Annotated in this window: 12 protein-coding genes; 7 read left to right on the top strand and 5 right to left on the bottom strand. The window is 43.9% G+C overall.

Going from position 1 to position 17,564, the window contains the following annotated elements; translation table 11 throughout:
* Nucleotides 1-287: 287 nt before the first annotated feature.
* Nucleotides 288-2,030 carry a methyl-accepting chemotaxis protein gene (locus ACOSVQ_RS20250; RefSeq protein ID WP_491984236.1) on the top strand — a complete coding sequence of 581 codons (1,743 nt, stop codon included), beginning with the start codon at nucleotides 288-290 and terminating at the stop codon, nucleotides 2,028-2,030.
* Nucleotides 2,031-2,199: 169 nt separating this feature from the next.
* Nucleotides 2,200-2,508, top strand: a complete 309-nt coding sequence (locus tag ACOSVQ_RS20245; RefSeq protein WP_491984235.1) for a hypothetical protein — start codon at nucleotides 2,200-2,202, stop codon at nucleotides 2,506-2,508.
* A gap of 66 nt (nucleotides 2,509-2,574) precedes the next feature.
* Here the strand turns inward: ACOSVQ_RS20245 and gnd are convergent, their stop codons facing one another.
* The 4 genes from gnd to ACOSVQ_RS20225 all read right to left on the bottom strand — a co-directional run bounded on the left by gnd (nucleotide 2,575) and on the right by ACOSVQ_RS20225 (nucleotide 9,486).
* A complete protein-coding gene (gene gnd, locus ACOSVQ_RS20240; RefSeq protein WP_491984234.1) occupies nucleotides 2,575-4,023 on the bottom strand; it encodes a decarboxylating NADP(+)-dependent phosphogluconate dehydrogenase in 1,449 nt (482 codons plus the stop codon).
* A 13-nt stretch (nucleotides 4,024-4,036) separates the two neighbouring features.
* Nucleotides 4,037-4,753, bottom strand: a complete 717-nt coding sequence (gene pgl, locus ACOSVQ_RS20235) for a 6-phosphogluconolactonase (RefSeq protein WP_491984233.1) — start codon at nucleotides 4,751-4,753, stop codon at nucleotides 4,037-4,039.
* On the bottom strand, nucleotides 4,750-6,252 hold the full coding sequence (gene zwf, locus ACOSVQ_RS20230; protein ID WP_491984232.1) for a glucose-6-phosphate dehydrogenase: 1,503 nt from the start codon (nucleotides 6,250-6,252) through the stop codon (nucleotides 4,750-4,752). Before zwf ends, pgl begins: the two co-directional genes overlap by 4 nt.
* A 360-nt stretch (nucleotides 6,253-6,612) precedes the next feature.
* Nucleotides 6,613-9,486 (bottom strand): HD domain-containing phosphohydrolase, encoded by a 2,874-nt coding sequence (locus ACOSVQ_RS20225; protein ID WP_491984231.1) that lies wholly within the window; start codon nucleotides 9,484-9,486, stop codon nucleotides 6,613-6,615.
* 276 nt (nucleotides 9,487-9,762) lie between these two features.
* Here ACOSVQ_RS20225 and ACOSVQ_RS20220 point away from each other — a divergent pair, with 276 nt between their 5' ends.
* The 3 genes from ACOSVQ_RS20220 to ACOSVQ_RS20210 all read left to right on the top strand — a co-directional run bounded on the left by ACOSVQ_RS20220 (nucleotide 9,763) and on the right by ACOSVQ_RS20210 (nucleotide 12,678).
* Entirely contained in the window at nucleotides 9,763-10,509 is a 747-nt protein-coding gene (locus ACOSVQ_RS20220; RefSeq protein ID WP_491984230.1) for a phosphatase, read from the top strand.
* A gap of 57 nt (nucleotides 10,510-10,566) precedes the next feature.
* A complete protein-coding gene (locus tag ACOSVQ_RS20215; protein WP_491984229.1) occupies nucleotides 10,567-10,953 on the top strand; it encodes a cytochrome b562 in 387 nt (128 codons plus the stop codon).
* Between the two features lie 294 nt (nucleotides 10,954-11,247).
* On the top strand, nucleotides 11,248-12,678 hold the full coding sequence (locus ACOSVQ_RS20210; protein WP_491984228.1) for a PepSY-associated TM helix domain-containing protein: 1,431 nt from the start codon (nucleotides 11,248-11,250) through the stop codon (nucleotides 12,676-12,678).
* Between the two features lie 73 nt (nucleotides 12,679-12,751).
* On the opposite strand, the gene ACOSVQ_RS20205 is transcribed toward ACOSVQ_RS20210, so the two are convergent.
* Entirely contained in the window at nucleotides 12,752-14,101 is a 1,350-nt protein-coding gene (locus ACOSVQ_RS20205) for a magnesium transporter (protein ID WP_491984227.1), read from the bottom strand.
* 539 nt (nucleotides 14,102-14,640) lie between these two features.
* Here ACOSVQ_RS20205 and speA point away from each other — a divergent pair.
* Both speA and speB read left to right on the top strand, forming a co-directional pair.
* Entirely contained in the window at nucleotides 14,641-16,551 is a 1,911-nt protein-coding gene (gene speA, locus ACOSVQ_RS20200; RefSeq protein ID WP_491984226.1) for an arginine decarboxylase, read from the top strand.
* Nucleotides 16,552-17,478, top strand: a complete 927-nt coding sequence (gene speB / locus ACOSVQ_RS20195) for an agmatinase (RefSeq protein WP_491984225.1) — start codon at nucleotides 16,552-16,554, stop codon at nucleotides 17,476-17,478. It begins immediately after the preceding gene.
* The last annotated feature ends 86 nt before the right edge of the window (nucleotides 17,479-17,564 follow it).

Raw genomic sequence — 17,564 nt, 5'->3', positions numbered from 1 at the left:
TACCGCACGATGTAGGTTCATCTTTGAACTACTCCTCATAGTTTCATATTAAGTTTGGATACAATGAGCCGACAATAATAAATGAGGCTTAGTTAGTTGTAGGAAAACTCGCGCTTTCAGCTGTTGTGACGAAGAGTAGAAAGTCAGCTTGATAGGGAGTTTGTATCAAGCGTAGCCAACACGCAGTTAACTGATCACCCACATAATAATAAATACTCTATTCACCATCAGCTCACTGTTTTATCGGGATCAGTAGGCTAAGAACTTTGTGAAGGACGCGAAGACTTATGAAGAGTTTTTCCTTTAAGAACAAGATTATATCGCTAATTGTTGCCATTATCGCAATCACCATTTTTGTCTCATATCTCAGTGTTAACCACTTTATCAGCACATACATCTATCAGTCAGATACCGCCAGAATTGAACACAATATAGAGTTAGTGAACAAAACTCTGCAGGGTGAGTTACAAGACAAGTTGAACCTAGCGAAAAGCCTTAAATTTAACATGATGGACATCGGCACGACGAAAGAGTCTGCAGGTTTCGCTCATATCGTCCGTTTAGCTAGTAGCTACGCGTTTGATGATACTGGCAGAGTGCTCGAGCAGGATGAAACACAAAAATACATGACTCTGTCAGAAAGCCTTACCGCTGAACCAACCGTAAGTGAGGTTATTATTGTCGATGGTCAACCAACTCTAAATATTTCAATCAAACATCTTGATGGTTCATCGAACTTCTTCACTCTTAACTTAAGTGGTTTGAAACCGATTCTTGAAGCTTATTCTCTTTCTGGCAGCTATATGGAATTGATCTCAGAGAACAACATTACGATTTTCTCTGATAAGACAGGTGAAAACCTGATTCCCGTTGAACGTAAGTTTGATCTTGGTGGCCAGTCATGGACACTGAACGGTTACATTGACCTAGAAAATATTCAAGCTAATACCGACAGCCTGAACTGGAAGATCACGCTAGCATTACTTATTTGTGCCGTGATCATCATAGGTTTAAGCGTCACCATGTTGCACTTTGCGTTTAAGCCGTTGTTGCGTCTAAAAGAGCTGGTTGCTGACCTTTCTCAGGGCAACGGTGATTTAACTCAGCGCTTGAGCGTGGCTTCACAAGACGAAATTGGTCAGATTTCAACATCGATTAACCGTTTCATAGAACAGCTTCAGGGTATGTTTATCGAAGTTTCAAGTTCATCAGAGAAAATTGATTCAGCGGTTAACCATTTAAGCAGCCAGTCTGCATCAAACATGCAGATGCTAAATGCACATACTATTGAAACAGAACAGGTAATTACTGCGATTGACGAAATGAGTGCGACGGCAGGTTCTATCGCGCAAAGTGCAGCAGACGCAGCCAAGCTGACTGAACTAACAAACACTTACGCAGACGAATCCAAACAAACCGTAAACCAAGCTGTGCGCAGCGTTACGGCGCTGGAAGCGGATGTGGCGGAAATGTCGAATACCATCAGCGCAATGAACCAAGACACCAAACAAATTGGTACAGTTCTTCAAGTGATTGGCGACATTGCTGAGCAAACCAACCTGCTCGCATTGAATGCGGCGATTGAAGCGGCGCGTGCGGGTGAGCAAGGTCGTGGTTTTGCGGTTGTTGCCGACGAAGTTCGTGCATTGGCGGCTCGTACTCAACAAAGTACGGCGCAAATTAACGAGATGCTTTCTAAGCTCAATAACACCTCTGAAAATGTGGTGAGCAAGATGGAAACCACACGTAAGAGCTGTGAAGCGACATCGCAAAGCACACACAAAGTGATGGAGTCACTCAACACGGTAACGACTTCAGTCGTGGAAATTAATGATCTGAACACCCTGATGGCAACCTCAGCAGAGCAGCAAAGTCATGTTACTGAAGAAGTTAGCCGTAACATGGCAGCGATTCAGGCATTGATTGGTCAGCTTAATGATAGTGCTGCGGAAACAGACAACATTAGCCGTGAGCTAGGTGGTACATCTAGCGATCTATCGCAGGTTGTTGGGCAGTTTAAAGTCCATTAATAATTTGTTTCAAATGTCATGAAGAGCACCGTTTGGTGCTCTTTTTTTATCCGCTTTTCAATGCCATGTATAGGGTAGGTAATATGATTGTCAGTGTTGTTCTGACCATATTGAGTGAGTTGTTAACACACGTTTAAATTGGCGACGAATCAGCTCAAAAGGAACCAATATGAAACGATACGGGATAATTTCACCATTACTTCTGCTAAGTGCATTAATGTCGACACAGGCGCAGGCCTCAGGCTCACAAGTCGATATAGAGTTAGGCTGTGTTGCGGTAGCGAATAAAGATGTCTCTATTAAAACGGGCGACTGTAATACCAGAAGAGTCGATACGGTCGAAAGAGTGAAAGTAGTAAAAGTGGTGGAAGAGCATCATTACCATGAACATCCAGCGCATGGAAAACACCCGGGCAAGAAGAAAGGTCACAACAAAGAAACGTATATCTTAGTACCGGCGGATAAGCACAAACACTAAAGAACAGGCTAATAAAGCAAAAGGGATGCATCAAGCATCCCTTTTCTGTTTGGTCACTTATAACGATTAAACGTCGTAAGTTGTAGACGCAGTGTCGCCGCCTGTACCAGTCCAGTTAGTGTGGAAGAATTCACCACGTGCACGGTCAGTGCGCTCATAAGTGTGAGCACCGAAGTAGTCACGTTGAGCTTGAAGTAGGTTCGCTGGTAGACGAGCAGTTGTGTAACCGTCTAGGAACGTTAGAGCAGAAGTCATACATGGCATTGGGATACCAGCTTCTAGAGATTTAGAAGCTACTTTACGCCATGCAACTAGGCTACTTTGTAGAATGTTTTTGAAGTACTCATCAGAGCCTAGGAATGCAAGTTCTGGGTTCTTCTCGAATGCATCACGGATATTACCTAGAAATGCAGAGCGGATGATACAACCACCACGCCACATTAGCGCTACGTTACCGTAGTTTAGATCCCAGCCGTTCTCGTTTGATGCTTCGCGCATTAGCATGAAGCCTTGAGCGTAAGAGATGATCTTAGAAGCAAGCAGAGCTTGACGTAGTGCATCAACCCACTCTTGTTTGTCGCCTTCAACTGGAGTAATCACTTTACCGAACAGTTTTTCAGCTTCAACACGTTGGTCTTTCAGTGCCGATAGACAACGAGAGAATACAGACTCAGAGATTAGAGTTAGAGGAATGCCTAGGTCTAGCGCGTTGATACCTGTCCATTTACCTGTACCTTTTTGGCCAGCCGTATCTAGGATTTTCTCAACAAGTGGTTCACCGTCTTCATCTTTGTAGCCAAGGATGTCAGCAGTGATTTCAACTAGGTAGCTGTTTAGCTCAGTCTTGTCCCAATCAGCAAATACAGCTTGCATCTCGTCTGCAGACATACCAAGACCATCTTTCATGAACTGGTAAGCTTCAGTGATTAGCTGCATGTCGCCGTATTCGATACCGTTGTGTACCATCTTAACGAAGTGACCAGCACCGTCGTTACCAACCCAGTCACAACATGGCTCGCCAGCATCAGTTTTTGCAGAGATACCTTGGAAGATTGGCTTAACCGCTTCCCAAGCTTCTGGTGCGCCGCCAGGCATGATTGAAGGTCCGAAACGAGCACCTTCTTCACCACCAGAAACACCAGTACCAATGAAGTGGATACCTTTTTCACGTAGCGCAGCAACGCGACGGTTAGTATCTGGGTAGTTAGTGTTACCGCCATCGATAATGATGTCGCCTTTGTCCAGAAGTGGTACTAGTTGGTCGATGAACGCATCAACAACTGAACCTGCACGAACCATCAGCATCACTTTACGTGGTGTTTCAAGTTTCTCTACTAGCTCTTCTAGAGTGTACGCACCAATGATGTTAGTGCCTTTAGCCGGACCTTCTAGGAACTCGTCAACTTTTGACGCAGTACGGTTGTGAGCAACCACTTTGAAGCCGTGGTCGTTCATGTTTAGGATCAGGTTTTGACCCATAACCGCCAGGCCGATTACACCGATATCACCTTTCATTTGTTTCTCTCCTTCACGCAATCTTTGCTGCTGCGTCTAAATCTAAATACCACTCTGTTTCGCCAGTCTTTGACTGAATTTTTGCTGCTGGATAAGGCAGTTCAGCGGCTGGAGTAGTGTGAATTTCATTAACGATCTCGGTTTTACCTGCACCAAGAACGAGGTAACTAATACGTTTTGCCGCTTCCAAAACTTTCGCTGTTTTCGATACGCGAAGTTGACCAGATTCTGGATGCGTTGCTACTACAGACAGATTTTCATCTGCGTAGTTCGTTACGTTAGGGAACAGCGATGCTGTATGACCATCAGCGCCAACACCAAGCAGGATCCAATCGAAAACAGGAGTGCCATTTTCGCATGGGATAACGTCAGCCATTTCTTTTGCGAAACGTTCAGCTTCTGCTTGTGGCTCATCTTCACCACGAATACGGTGGATGTTTTCTGCTGGAAGGTTTACTTGGCTAAATAGCAGTGTGTTTGCTTCACCGTAGTTGCTTTCTGCATCATCAGGCGCAACACAACGCTCATCACCCCACCAGAAGTGCAGGTTTTGCCATTGAATAGCGTTTGCATAAGGTGCACTCGCGAGTAACTTAAACAGCATTTTTGGTGTGCTACCGCCAGACAGTGAAATATGCACAGGCGTGCCTTGTTCACTGTAGCGCTGCATTTCATTCGCTAGTGATTCAACAACCTGCTCAGCTGTTTGAAAAATTTTTGAATTGATCATAGTTCGCAGTAATCCGTGTCTGTAAGGTTTTTGCATGGGAAACGCCATGCTCTTCCATCATTAATTAGAAGGTCGTCAGACTCTTTTGGTCCCCAAGTACCACATGCGTATCCGTATAGAGACTGTGGATCTTGTTTGAAGTCCAGAATAGGTTGAACGAATTTCCAACAAGCTTCTACTGCATCAGTACGAGCAAACAGCGTTGCGTCACCATTTAATGCATCTAGCAGCAAACGCTCGTAAGCCGTCAGCATCTTCGTTTCTTCTAGAGATGCGTAATGGAAGTTCATAGAAACTTCTTTTGCTTTGAAGCCTGCGCCCGGCTCTTTAAGACCGAAGCTCATTAAGATGCCTTCGTCTGGTTGAATGCGGATGATCAGCTTGTTCTCAGGCGCATTTTTACCAAATACAGGGTGAGGCGTGCGTTTGAAGTGGATAACCACTTCAGTTACACGTGTCGGTAGACGTTTACCACTGCGCACGTAGAAAGGAATGCCATTCCAACGCCAGTTGTTGATAAACATCTTTAATGCTACGTACGTTTCTGTACGAGAATCTTCTGCTACACCTGGTTCATTACGGTAGCTCGGTAAGAACTTACCGCGAACTTCTGATTCGGTATATTGACCAAGTACTAGGTTGTTGCGTAGGTCATCTTCAGACAAAGGCTGAAGGCTTTGTAGAACCTTGTTCACTTCATTACGGATAGAATCCGCGTTGATAGCCGCAGGTGGTTCCATACCAATCATCGCTAACACCTGTAGCAAGTGGTTTTGGAACATGTCACGAACTGCACCAGAGCCGTCGTAGTAACCACCGCGCTCTTCTACACCTAGGAATTCAGCACCAGTGATTTCAACGTAATCAATGAAGTTACGGTTCCAAAGTGGCTCAAACATACCGTTTGCAAAGCGGAACACAAGTAGGTTTTGAACGGTTTCTTTACCTAGGTAGTGGTCAATGCGGTAGATTTGGTGTTCTTTGAAATGGTGGTGAATTTCGATATCCAGTTCTTGCGCTGATTTTAAGTCGTAGCCGAATGGTTTTTCGATAATCAGACGTTTCCAACCATCTTTTTCATCGTTTAAGCCGTGAGCAGCAAGGCAAGAAGGGATCACGCCATAAAGGCTAGGAGGGGTAGCAAGGTAGAACAGGGTGTTACGTTCTTCAAATGCATATTGGTCTGAAAGAGAGTTTAAGCGGTCTTTCAGTTTTACATAATCTTCGACATCCGACGTATTGATGGCTTGATAGTGAATGTATTCACAAAAAGCATCAAGAATCTCTGGTTCGGTTTTCTCTAATTCTTGAAGCGAGCGTTTCAATTTTTCTCGGTAAGAGTCGTCACTGTATTCAGTACGACTTACGCCTAAGATTGCAAAGGATTTTGGCAGTTGGTTGCTTGCAAATAGGTGGTATAAAGCAGGAATCAACTTGCGGTAGGTTAAATCGCCCGAAGCACCAAAAATCACGATGCTGCTGTTTTCAGGTATTAACATCTTCTTTCCCTTAGAAACTAGGTGTGCCCAAAAACCAATAGAGTTATTTGGGAGCTATTTAGCAATGTGCTTACCCTAGCAGCGCAATGCACAAATAAGTAATTGGTTTTGTCTATTTTTGTCATTAGAAAAACCGAAACGCCCTTTGTACTCAATGTCATTATTTTACATTGGACATCGGGACATGGTTGATTTGGTATCAAAATGTGACTTCAAACCAACGCGAGCTCGGTATTGTCTACGACAATTTGACACACATCAACTATTGATCGCGCAATCGATTAACTTTTGTTCGATTTGTAATCATAAATTCATTAATAGCCGATCAAAGAGCCAAATTTTGTGACTCTTTTAACCGGATTAGAATTGTTGTTTCATATACGCTTTCACCGTTTTAATGTGTTCTTCTTTATCGATGTCGCTGTGTTGGAATTTTTCGAGGAACATGTCGGCATACTTCTGGTAAACGTCTTGTTCTAGGAAGAGAAGGTAGAGCTTAGGATCGATATGTCCTGATGTCGCCATTTTGGTCATTATCGAAATGGATTCTTCAATAGTTTTGGCTTGTTTGTATGGGCGGTCATTAGATGTTAACGCTTCAAATACATCGGCAATCGCCATAATTCGCGCCTGAACAGAAAGTTCATCTTCATTTAAGCCTCTAGGGTATCCTTTACCATCCATGCGTTCATGGTGGCCGCCCGCAATATCAGGCACATTTTTGAGATGTTCAGGGTAGGGCAAACGTTGCAACATAGTGATGGTTTGCACTATGTGGTCGTTAATCATAAAGCGTTCTTCGTTGTTTAATGTACCTCCTCGAATGGAGAGGTTATAAAGCTCGCCACGGTTGTACTGATAATCGCCGGGCTGAAGAACAAAAGGTTCCTGCCATGTGTCTTGTGGTTTGTTATTGGCTTCCCATTTAACTTGATGCACTTGTTTATCTGCGATGATGTTTTCCATAACAGGTAAAGGTTGTTTTTCGCCAGCTCGTTGAGCTTCAATCCAAGAAATACCCAACTGATCATCAATGGTTCGTTTCCACTGTTTTTGAGCGATAGATTGCAGACGATCCACATCTTCGTCAGACATGTACTCACCGCCAATATTACATTTGGCTATGAACGCAAAATCGTCGTCTAGCGACTGCTGTGTCTGCACTAAGGTAGCTTTAAGTTGTTCTTTATCACCACCGTCTGCAACGCCTTGCCAGTAGTCGGCTTCTGCCTGAGTTTTTAGCACTTCAAAGCGCATACGAACTTCGTGAATTCGGTCGTAAATGGTCTCCAGTTTGGTCGCTTTATCGACCACATATTCCGGAGTAGTGACTTTACCGCAGTCATGCAACCAAGCAGCTAGATTGAGTTCCTCCCACTGAGGTTTGGTCATTGAGAAATTGCGATAGTAGTGGGTATCTTTGTCAGCGACTTCAGCCAGTATTTTTGTGAGTACTGGTACGCGTTGGCAGTGTCCTCCGGTGTACGGAGACTTGGTATCGATAGCGGATGCGATTAAGGCAACGAACGCATTCAACATGTCTTTTTGTTGTTGAATTTTATCGATGTTGTCCTTGGCGATTTCAGCAAAACTCAGCAATTCGCGCAGGAAGGCGTGTTTGTCATATTGTTCAGAGGTGATAGCTCGCTCGTAACCGAGATTCAGTAAGCCTACCAACTGTCTCTGGCGATTAAGCAGAGGGAAGAAATAGATATCGGAGTTGTACAAATGATCCAGATGCTTACGCAAGATATTGTCATTGCGTGTCAGATGAACAGTTTCCCCTTTGTTTAACTCTGCAAGTAGCCAAGGCGTTCCCGTTACCAAAGTGTTGAGGTCAATCTTAAATGGGATGATGGCGTGATCAGCAACATTGGTGAAGACTTCTTTCTCCGGCGAGTAGGTATAAAGCTGAATGGTCTCAGCTCGAGTGACCAGATAACTTTGATGGGTAATGGTTTTTGCCAAAACACCAAAATCTTGGTTAGAGGCGGTATCGCGCAGTAATCTCAACAAGTCATGTAATGTGTGCTCCATGAGCTCAATGGATTTTGTAAGATTCGATACCTCTTTGATCATACTTTTCGGATAACGCGTTTTCTTAAAATCAAAACGAGTAATGTTGTCCGTTAACTCCATCAAATTGACCAGTGGTCTTGCAAGGCGAGAGGAGATGTACCAGATGGCCGCAAAACAAACGACCATGAGAGCGAAAGCGGCTTGAAGCTGTTTGTTTCGCATTGAAAGTAAACTGGCAATCAGGTCATCTTGTGGCGTTGCATCGGCTAACAATAGATGAATTTGAGGGCTTAGCGCGACTGGAGTGAGCGTAACAGACCACGCGTCTCCATCTCGTTCCACAGTCTCATACAGCGTTGAACTACTGATACGGTTGGCCACTGGCGCGAAGATACTGTCGTTGAGCTTTTGTTGTGTGGTTGCTTCTTCATCGGTCAGGCTTAATGAAGTGTTGTGTTGTGCTAATACTCGGAACTGGTGGTCAAACAGCGCAAGCTTGGCGTTCTGTGAATAACCAATGTGTGATAGCTCTTGAGATAGTGAATCGAGCGTAAAATCTGCGCCCACTACCTTCTTACCATCGGCAGAGCGACGTGACAGTGTGACGCCGGGGGTTTGAAATAGATAAAAGATGTATGGTTCAGTTAAACGGATAACATCATCATTTTCAGCTGAGGTATACCAAGGGCGAGTGCGAGGGTCGAATTGACTGCTCTTTTGTTTGGCGTAGCCAACTTGGACTAGGTTCTGATTAAAGAAAATGTATTCGTTTGTGCCGTCTACTTTGGTGAAGTTAATAAATAGCCGAGCAGTTTTCGGCGCATTGACACGCTCTCTGGAGGGTTGATCAAACAGCGGACGAATAATCGTAAAATCACCCTCTTCATTGCCGAAATAAAGCGCTACTAAACTGGTTTGACGCTCGAAGAGTAATCTCATTGAAGAAAGCCAACGCGCTTGCTCTGAAGGTGGCTCGTTTTCATCGATAAAACTGCTGTACGCCATGAAGTCCAACGTGGACAAAATAGGGGCAATACTTTTCTGAAAGATGGATTCCAGCTTGCGGCTGTTTTCTTGACTTAGCTCCTGAGCACTACCGCTCAGTAATTGTGTTGCATGCTGCGAGCTAATGCCGATAAGCACAGCTCCGACGATGGTCGTTAAAATAAGAAAAAGAGTACTAATGTGAATACTGAGTGAGTAGCGGCGCTTCATGCAGAATCCCTTCAACAAATGGTTGTTTAAGTATTGTCTAACTTAGAAAAGTTGCAAAAAATATAAGCAAAAATACTTATTGAAAATTTCAGGAAATCATTAACTTATTGACCATTCTCTCTGTAATGACTTTGTTTGACTCGCTTATTCTTGAAATGTGAGAAAAGCATGGTGATACCAGCGAAGGGATATTCAATCAGTTTTACTTACACTGTACGGTTGTAGTTAATAGAGGGACTGATACACTGCTCATGTCGCGATGTAAGGAAAGAAATAATGAAACTCGAAGTAGATACCCATACCCACACTTACGCAAGCGGTCACGCATACAGTACCCTGATTGAAAATGCCAAACTGGCTAAGCAAAACAACCTTGCAATGTTCTGTATGACCGACCACGCTGAAACCATGCCCGGAGCTCCACACTACTGGTTCTTTGCGAACCAACGTGTTATCCCTCGCTTCCTTGAAGGTGTGGCGATTATTCGCGGTATTGAGTCCAACATTATGAATGTTGCTGGTGAGGTAGATATTCATCCGACTCTTGATGAAAAACTGGATTGGGTGATTGCGAGTTTCCATGAAGCGGTTTTCAGACCTTCAAGCAAAGAAGAACACACTCAAGCTCTGATCAATGTTATCAAGAGTGGTCGGGTGGATGCCTTGGGTCACTTGGGTAATCCAAACTATAATTTTGATTTTGAAACAGTGATTGCCTGTGCGGTTGAACATAACGTCGCTATTGAAATTAATAACAGCACGCTTAAAGGTCACAGCAGAGTAGGAAGTGTTGATCGCTGCTACCAAATCGCTGAAGTGGCAAAACGATTAGGTGCTTGGATAACCACAGGTAGTGACGCGCATTTTTGTGAAGATGTGGGTGTGCTGACCAAAGCAGAAGAACTTCTTAACAATGTTGGTGTTGATTCCAAGCAAGTAATTACTCATAGTGCACAACAGTTCTTGAGCTTTTTGGCACTTCGCGGAAGAGAGCCGATTGAAGAGTTCTCGGACTGGTATTAATAACAAAAATTATTCTGGCTTGCGGTTAACGCAAGACGAACACGGAAGAGAAAGTAAATGAAAAAACTATTAACGCTTGGCCTAGGGGTGTTGCTCTCAACTCAGCTATTTGCTGCTGATTTTGATCTAAAAGCGACAATGAAGCAGATGAAACAAGCATTTAAGCAAGCAGCACAAGCTGAAACGATTGAAGATATGCAGCAACCTATCATTGATTTAAATGAGCTGGTGGAACAAGCCAAATTAGGTGACTATCCGCCAGAGAAAAAAGACATTTATCTGGAAGGTTTTAATAAGCTGACAGTGACGCTAGAGAAAATTGAATCAGAGCTTCAAGCAGGACAGTTGGAAGCGGCTAAAGCCTCGTTGAAAAATATCGACAGTCTGCGTGAAGAGTACCATGACAAGCGCAATCCAAGTATTTGGGATCGCATATTTGGTTAATCTCTAAAAACTGATAGCACAGAAATTATTTAAGGCAGCCGATGGCTGTCTTTTTCGTTACTAAGACTTCCAACACTCGTAACTCCAAATATCTACCTCAACATCTGAAAGTCAGTCGCTCTATACCAAGCGTCGTGTTGTAAATGATAGTTATTATCGATGTCATTTTTCAATGTGACTGGTATAGTACGCGCCCATAAAATGAATACTTCAAATAATAAAAGTCACAAGTGGTCAGTAGACCTAAGCCTTCATGCACTCATTAGGAGTGTGCAACAGTAAAAAGGAATGCTCATGTTGAGAAACTCAACACCTCCTCAGCCCAAAGCGACTTCACGGGCGAAATCACTCTATTTTATGACTTGGCGCTGGCATTTTTACGCGGGTCTGTTTGTTATCCCATTTATTTTGATTTTGTCTCTTACAGGATTGGTGATGTTGTTTGATGACGAGATTGAACAAGCTCGCTATCAGGAACTACTGATGGTGACGCCACAACATCATGAATTGGCAGTCTCCGCTCAAGTTGCAGCGGTTCAGCAGCGATTTCCAGATTATGCCATTACTCAGTTTATCCATGCGCAGGCTGATAGCGTTGCCAATAAGGTTTCTATTCGTTCTCCAGAGGGCGTTAATCTTTTCGCAACGGTAGATCCCTACACCGGACAAGTACTTGGCACCATCGATAGAAGCGAAAGCTGGTACTCATTGGCTAACGGCATTCACGCCACATTGTTGATTGGCGATTTTGGGGATTACCTAATCGAAATTGCAGCAAGTTTGGGCGTACTGTTACTGGTGACGGGCTTGTACTTGTGGTGGCCGAGAGATAACGCATCCAAAGCGGGGTTCTTGAAGTTAAGAGTGAACCAAGGCACGCGAATTTTTATGCGCGATGTACATGCAAACCTTGGCGGTGTGTTATCGATTGTCTTGCTGTTTTTCCTGATCTCAGGTCTTTCTTGGACAGGGATTTGGGGAAAAACACTGGTTCAAGCTTGGAACACATTCCCGACTTACTATACGTGGGGAGAAAAGCCAGAGTCGACATTAACGCATGCGAGTCTTAACCATGGTAACGAAGAAGAGATGCCGTGGAACTTAGAGCTTGCACCAATGCCAGAGTCTAATGCAGCGCATGATCATTCTGCAATGGATATGGCAATGCCAGAGATGTCTCATGGTTCAATAAGTGTTGACAAGATTGTTGCTAAAGCAGAACAGCTTGGTTTCACCCAATACCGTATCTATTTCCCGAAAGGAGATAAGGGCGTTTACACTGTGGCTGCTAACACCATGGCTGGTGATATTACTGATCCGAGAAATGATCGTACTTCCCATTTTGACCAGTACTCCGGTAAGTTACTTGTGGACGTCACTTGGGCGGATTACAACTTGTATGCTAAAGCGATGGCAGCGGGCGTTTCTTTGCATCAAGGTGATCTCAGTTCGCTTAATAAAGGGTTAAACGTGTTCTTTTGTATCGCCTTTATTGCGATATCTATTACAGGTGTTGTGATGTGGTGGATTCGTCGACCTTCAGGAAAAGCAGCGTTGGGTGTGCCACCTCGTTTCGCAACCAATGGCATTTGGAAAGCTGGTTTAGTAACTTTGGTTGCTTTAGCGATTCTCTTCCCGTTAGGAGGCATTACTATCATTGCAACTTTGATTCTTGATTGGTTGCTGTTTAGCCGAGTTGAGAAGCTACGTTTAGCACTGCGTTAAGTTGCTAAACCAAAAATCTAAACAATAAAAAAGGTCAGAGTGTTCTGACCTTTTTTACTTTTAAAACGCGTTTTTACAGCATGACAAGGCTGGCTGTACCTAAGAATGCAAAGAATCCAACCACATCAGTCACCGTGGTCAAAATTACCGAACCCGCTAGTGCTGGGTCTAATTCAAACTTGTCGAGAATAATCGGAATAAGCACACCGAAAAACGCCGCAGTGACGATGTTTACCACAATCGCCAATGCGATGGTTCCACCAATAAGCGGTGACTGGAACCATAACGCCGCAATTGCGCCGATGATCAACGCCCACAGCAATCCATTAATCGATCCGATTCCCACTTCATTCTTGAGTAAGGCGAGACGGTTACCGACGGTGATCTGATTCAGTGCCATTGCTCGAACCATCAGTGTCAGAGTTTGGCTTCCTGCGATCCCACCCATTGAAGCAACGATAGGCATCAATACTGCTAATGCCACCACTTCTGAGATAACATTTTCGAACATACCAATCGTGATTGAAGCTAATATTGCGGTAACTAAGTTGATGCCTAGCCATACCCCACGGCGCTTAGAGCTTCGTACAATAGGAGCAAAAAGGTCATCGCCTTCGTCCATACCTGTACCTGCCATCAGGCGAGCTTCGTAAATTTCCCGTTGCGTACCTAAAGCAAATTGCCAGTTGATAACACCCACTAAAGTTCCGTCATCGTTCACGACAGGCACTAGTGATAATGTGGCGTGTTCAAGCGCTTCTACACCTTCAGAAAGTGTAAGGTGTGCATTGATAATGGAAGCGTCTTCCAGTACGAGTGTTTTGATTCGATCTGCATTGTCAGCGAGTAAAATATCCGTATAGCTCACCACACCGATAAATTTTTTCTTCTTGTTAATCAGAAAAATGTACTGCGGTGATTCGTAGTGATACTTCTCCAGTAGCATCTTTGCGCGAGCAACAGTAATGCTGAAAGGAAGGGTATATACCTTTCTGTCTGCCCAGTGACCAATTTCGTCATCACCAAACTCGTTTGCTTGGTCATACAGCTCCAGTTCGTCGCGACTGATTAAGCGCAGCGCTTCCGTAACAATCTCATCGGGAAGAGAGTCTTCCCATTCGATAAGAGATAAGTTGTCCAGCTTTGCAAGTGTGAGTTTTAACTCTATTTCTGAAAGACTTTTGATAACCGAAATACGTACGTCCGCACGCATCTCAGTTAACACGTCAATATGCATTTCCAGTGGCAAGCTTCGCCACATTCTGACACGTTGCTCGACAGGGAATGCTTCGAGAATAAGAGCAACAGAGCCTGAATCTAAAACGTTTTCAACCAATTCACTTAAAAGGCTAATTTGCTGCTGGTCATCATCTGCTTTTGCCAGCATTTCAATGTGTTGTGCTAAGTCTTGATATTCGCTCAACGTGTAACTCCGATTAGCCAAGGTTGTACAAAGTGCTATGCATGCCGTGGTAGTTTAAATGGCAATGCATTGTTCGGACGGGCTTTTGTATTATAGATAAGTCTGTTTATCCCGCCTTTTTCTAGTCGGCTTAACTTAACACATTCTTATGTAAGGTATATCTACTTTCGTGCTCGTGATGGAAAAACTTAAGCTATTGTTACCATAGCGTTTCAATTTGTTGTGATGTGTAAGGCTGGCATTATAAAAATTTTTATTTGACGATATTTTTATAAGTCTACTTTATTGTCGAATGTTAAGGCGAATTGATACTTTTGTAATCACCTTGAAACCATTGTCACAAAAGGATTTTTTGTGAGAGATAAGGTTTAACAGGCTTCACAGTTTTTGAATAAAACGAAACAATAAAAGTTTGTCTTAACGACAAATTATTATAATTAGACACACCCTCTGTTTTGTCCGATAAAGCGCGTGACATTTAGGGTGTCAGGTGTGGCTCTCGAAGCCACTTCATTCTCTCTTAGTGTGTGAGATTAAATGTGGAACAATCATCTAAATTAGATCGCGTACGTGCTGATTATAACGTTCATTATTGGAGCCAAGGTTTCTTCGGAATCGATAACCATGGTGAAGTCTATGTGTCACCAAGGAAAGATGGCCAATATCAAACGCAATTGAGTTCAATTGTGAGTCAGCTAGAAACACGCGGTTTGAATTTACCGGTGCTTGTTCGTTTTCCTCAAATCCTGCATCAACGTGTTCACAACATTTGTGACGCATTCAATCAGGCAATTGAAGAATACGATTACCCAAACAAATACCTGCTGGTTTACCCAATCAAGGTTAACCAACAGCGTGAAGTTGTTGATGAAATTCTAGCGAGCCAAGCTCAGCTAGAGACTAAACAACTGGGTTTGGAAGCGGGCAGTAAGCCAGAATTATTAGCAGTACTTGCAATGGCGCAACAAGCAAGTTCTGTCATCGTATGTAACGGTTATAAAGACCGTGAGTACATGCGTCTTGCGCTGATCGGCGAAAAGCTTGGTCACAAAGTATTTATCGTACTAGAAAAGCTTTCTGAGCTTGATTTAGTACTAAAAGAAGCAAAAAGCTTAGGTGTTAAACCTCGCTTAGGTATCCGTATTCGTCTTGCATCACAAGGTGCGGGTAAATGGCAATCAAGTGGCGGTGAAAAATCTAAGTTCGGTTTGGCAGCAGCTCAAGTGCTATCTGTTATTGAACGTTTGAAAGCAGAAGATCAACTTGATGCGCTACAACTTGTGCATTTCCACTTAGGTTCGCAAATGGCGAACATTCGCGACGTGCGTAACGGTGTAAACGAGTCTGCTCGTTTCTACTGTGAACTTCGTGAATTGGGTGCAGGCATTCAGTACTTTGACGTGGGTGGCGGTTTGGCTGTCGACTACGACGGTACTCGTAGCCAGTCTTCAAACTCAATGAACTATGGTTTGGCTGAGTATGCTCGCAACATTGTGAGCACTGTGAGTGATGTATGTAACTTATACAATCAACCAAAGCCAACCATTATTTCGGAATCAGGTCGTTCGGTGACTGCGCACCACGCAGTGCTGATTACCAACGTAATTGGTACAGAAGGTTACACTCCTGAAGCGATTGTTGAGCCAGAAGCGGATGCACCTACGCTACTACAGAACATGTGGCGTAGTTGGGAAACGTTAAATGATGATACTGACGCGCGTGCGCTGATCGAAATTTATAACGATACGCAAAGTGATCTCAATGAAGCACATACTCTGTTCTCAACAGGTGTAATTAACCTGCAACACCGTGCTTGGGTAGAACAGCTTTCGCTACGTATTTATCATGAACTACGCATGAAAATGAGTGCGAAAAACCGTTTCCACCGTCCGATTTTGGACCAGTTGCAAGACCGTTTAGCAGACAAGTTCTTCGTCAACTTCTCACTGTTCCAATCGTTACCAGATGCATGGGGTATCGATCAGGTGTTCCCAGTTCTGCCTCTGTCTAACTTGCAGAATGTGGAAGATCGTCGTGCGGTGATGTTGGATATTACTTGTGACTCAGACGGTGCGGTTGAGCAATACGTTGAAGGTCAGGGCATTGAAACAACGCTGCCTGTACCTGCATGGTCAAAAGATACGTCTTACCTAATGGGCTTTTTCCTAGTGGGTGCATACCAAGAGATCCTTGGTGATATGCATAACCTGTTTGGTGATACTCACAGTGCTGTAGTGAACATTACAGACGAAGGCGAATCAGAGATCACTTTCATCAATGAAGGTGACACTGTTGAAGATATGATGCGTTACGTGCATATCGACGTAGACGCAATTAGAGCTAACTATCGCCAGTTGGTGTCTCAGCGTGTTGCTGACCACGAGCAGCAAGATGTGTTAGCTGAATTAGAGCATGGTTTAAATGGTTATACCTATTTGGAGGATTTTTAAATGAATGATTTGTTTACTAAAACGGATTATTCATTGTATTCAAATGCAATGACGTTCCTTCGCCAGCCGTACCAGAGAGATCCGCTAGAATCGGATGCTGATGTTGTGGTGTTAGGCGTGCCTTTGGATATGGCGACTTCTGGTCGACCTGGTGCCCGTATGGGACCAGACGCGATTCGTCGCGCCTCGGTTAACCTCGCGTGGGAAGGCAAAAAATTCCCATGGGATTTTAATCTGTTCAAACGTATTAAATTAGTAGATGCAGGTGACTTAGTATTTGACTGTGGTGATGCGGAAGACTTCACCTATCGCCTAGAAGCGGCGACCAGTGAAATTCTGAAAAGTGGCAAAACTATGTTGGCATTGGGTGGTGATCACTTCATCACTCTTCCAATCCTACGTGCTTATGCGAAACACTACGGTGAAATGGCATTGATTCACTTTGATGCTCACACTGACACTTATGCTAACGGCAGTGCGTATGACCACGGTACTATGTTCTATCATGCGCCGAAAGAGGGTTTGATCTCTGCTCGTCACTCAGTTCAAGTAGGTATTCGTACTGAGTACAAACAGGAAGGTCACGGCTTCAATGTTATCAACGCGATGCAAGCAAACGATATGTCTGCGGACGAAATCGTAGAGCAAATTCGTGGAATCGTTGGCGACAAGCCAGTGTACTTAACATTCGATATTGACTGTTTAGACCCAGCATTTGCGCCGGGTACTGGTACACCTGTATGTGGTGGCTTAACCTCAGACAAAATTCTGAAGATTATCCGCGCACTGAAAGGTATCAACCTGATCGGTATGGACGTGGTAGAAGTTTCACCACCTTACGACCAAAGTGATCTGACTTCACTTGCAGGTGCGACGATTGCTCTAGAGCTACTTTACGTTTGGGCTTCAAATCCAGAGCGTGAATAAATCTAGTTCAGTGGTACAGCTAATGTACTCACTTAGCTAAAGCACTAGCAAAAAATACTGAAGCCGAGGGATGTGATTCTCTCGGC

It is taken from the genome of Vibrio sp. HM8-C (genome assembly GCF_058630515.1).
This window is presented reverse-complemented; position numbering and strand designations above follow the sequence as displayed.

What these genes read in the sequence shown, in the direction of transcription:
- ACOSVQ_RS20250 (WP_491984236.1), top strand. Translation starts at nt 288, where the DNA reads ATGAAGAGTTTTTCCTTTAAGAACAAGATTATATCGCTAATTGTTGCC.
- zwf (WP_491984232.1), bottom strand. Translation starts at nt 6,252, where the DNA reads ATGTTAATACCTGAAAACAGCAGCATCGTGATTTTTGGTGCTTCGGGC.
- ACOSVQ_RS20220 (WP_491984230.1), top strand. Translation starts at nt 9,763, where the DNA reads ATGAAACTCGAAGTAGATACCCATACCCACACTTACGCAAGCGGTCAC.
- pgl (WP_491984233.1), bottom strand. Translation starts at nt 4,753, where the DNA reads ATGATCAATTCAAAAATTTTTCAAACAGCTGAGCAGGTTGTTGAATCA.
- ACOSVQ_RS20245 (WP_491984235.1), top strand. Translation starts at nt 2,200, where the DNA reads ATGAAACGATACGGGATAATTTCACCATTACTTCTGCTAAGTGCATTA.
- ACOSVQ_RS20215 (WP_491984229.1), top strand. Translation starts at nt 10,567, where the DNA reads ATGAAAAAACTATTAACGCTTGGCCTAGGGGTGTTGCTCTCAACTCAG.
- speB (WP_491984225.1), top strand. Translation starts at nt 16,552, where the DNA reads ATGAATGATTTGTTTACTAAAACGGATTATTCATTGTATTCAAATGCA.
- gnd (WP_491984234.1), bottom strand. Translation starts at nt 4,023, where the DNA reads ATGAAAGGTGATATCGGTGTAATCGGCCTGGCGGTTATGGGTCAAAAC.
- ACOSVQ_RS20210 (WP_491984228.1), top strand. Translation starts at nt 11,248, where the DNA reads ATGTTGAGAAACTCAACACCTCCTCAGCCCAAAGCGACTTCACGGGCG.
- ACOSVQ_RS20225 (WP_491984231.1), bottom strand. Translation starts at nt 9,486, where the DNA reads ATGAAGCGCCGCTACTCACTCAGTATTCACATTAGTACTCTTTTTCTT.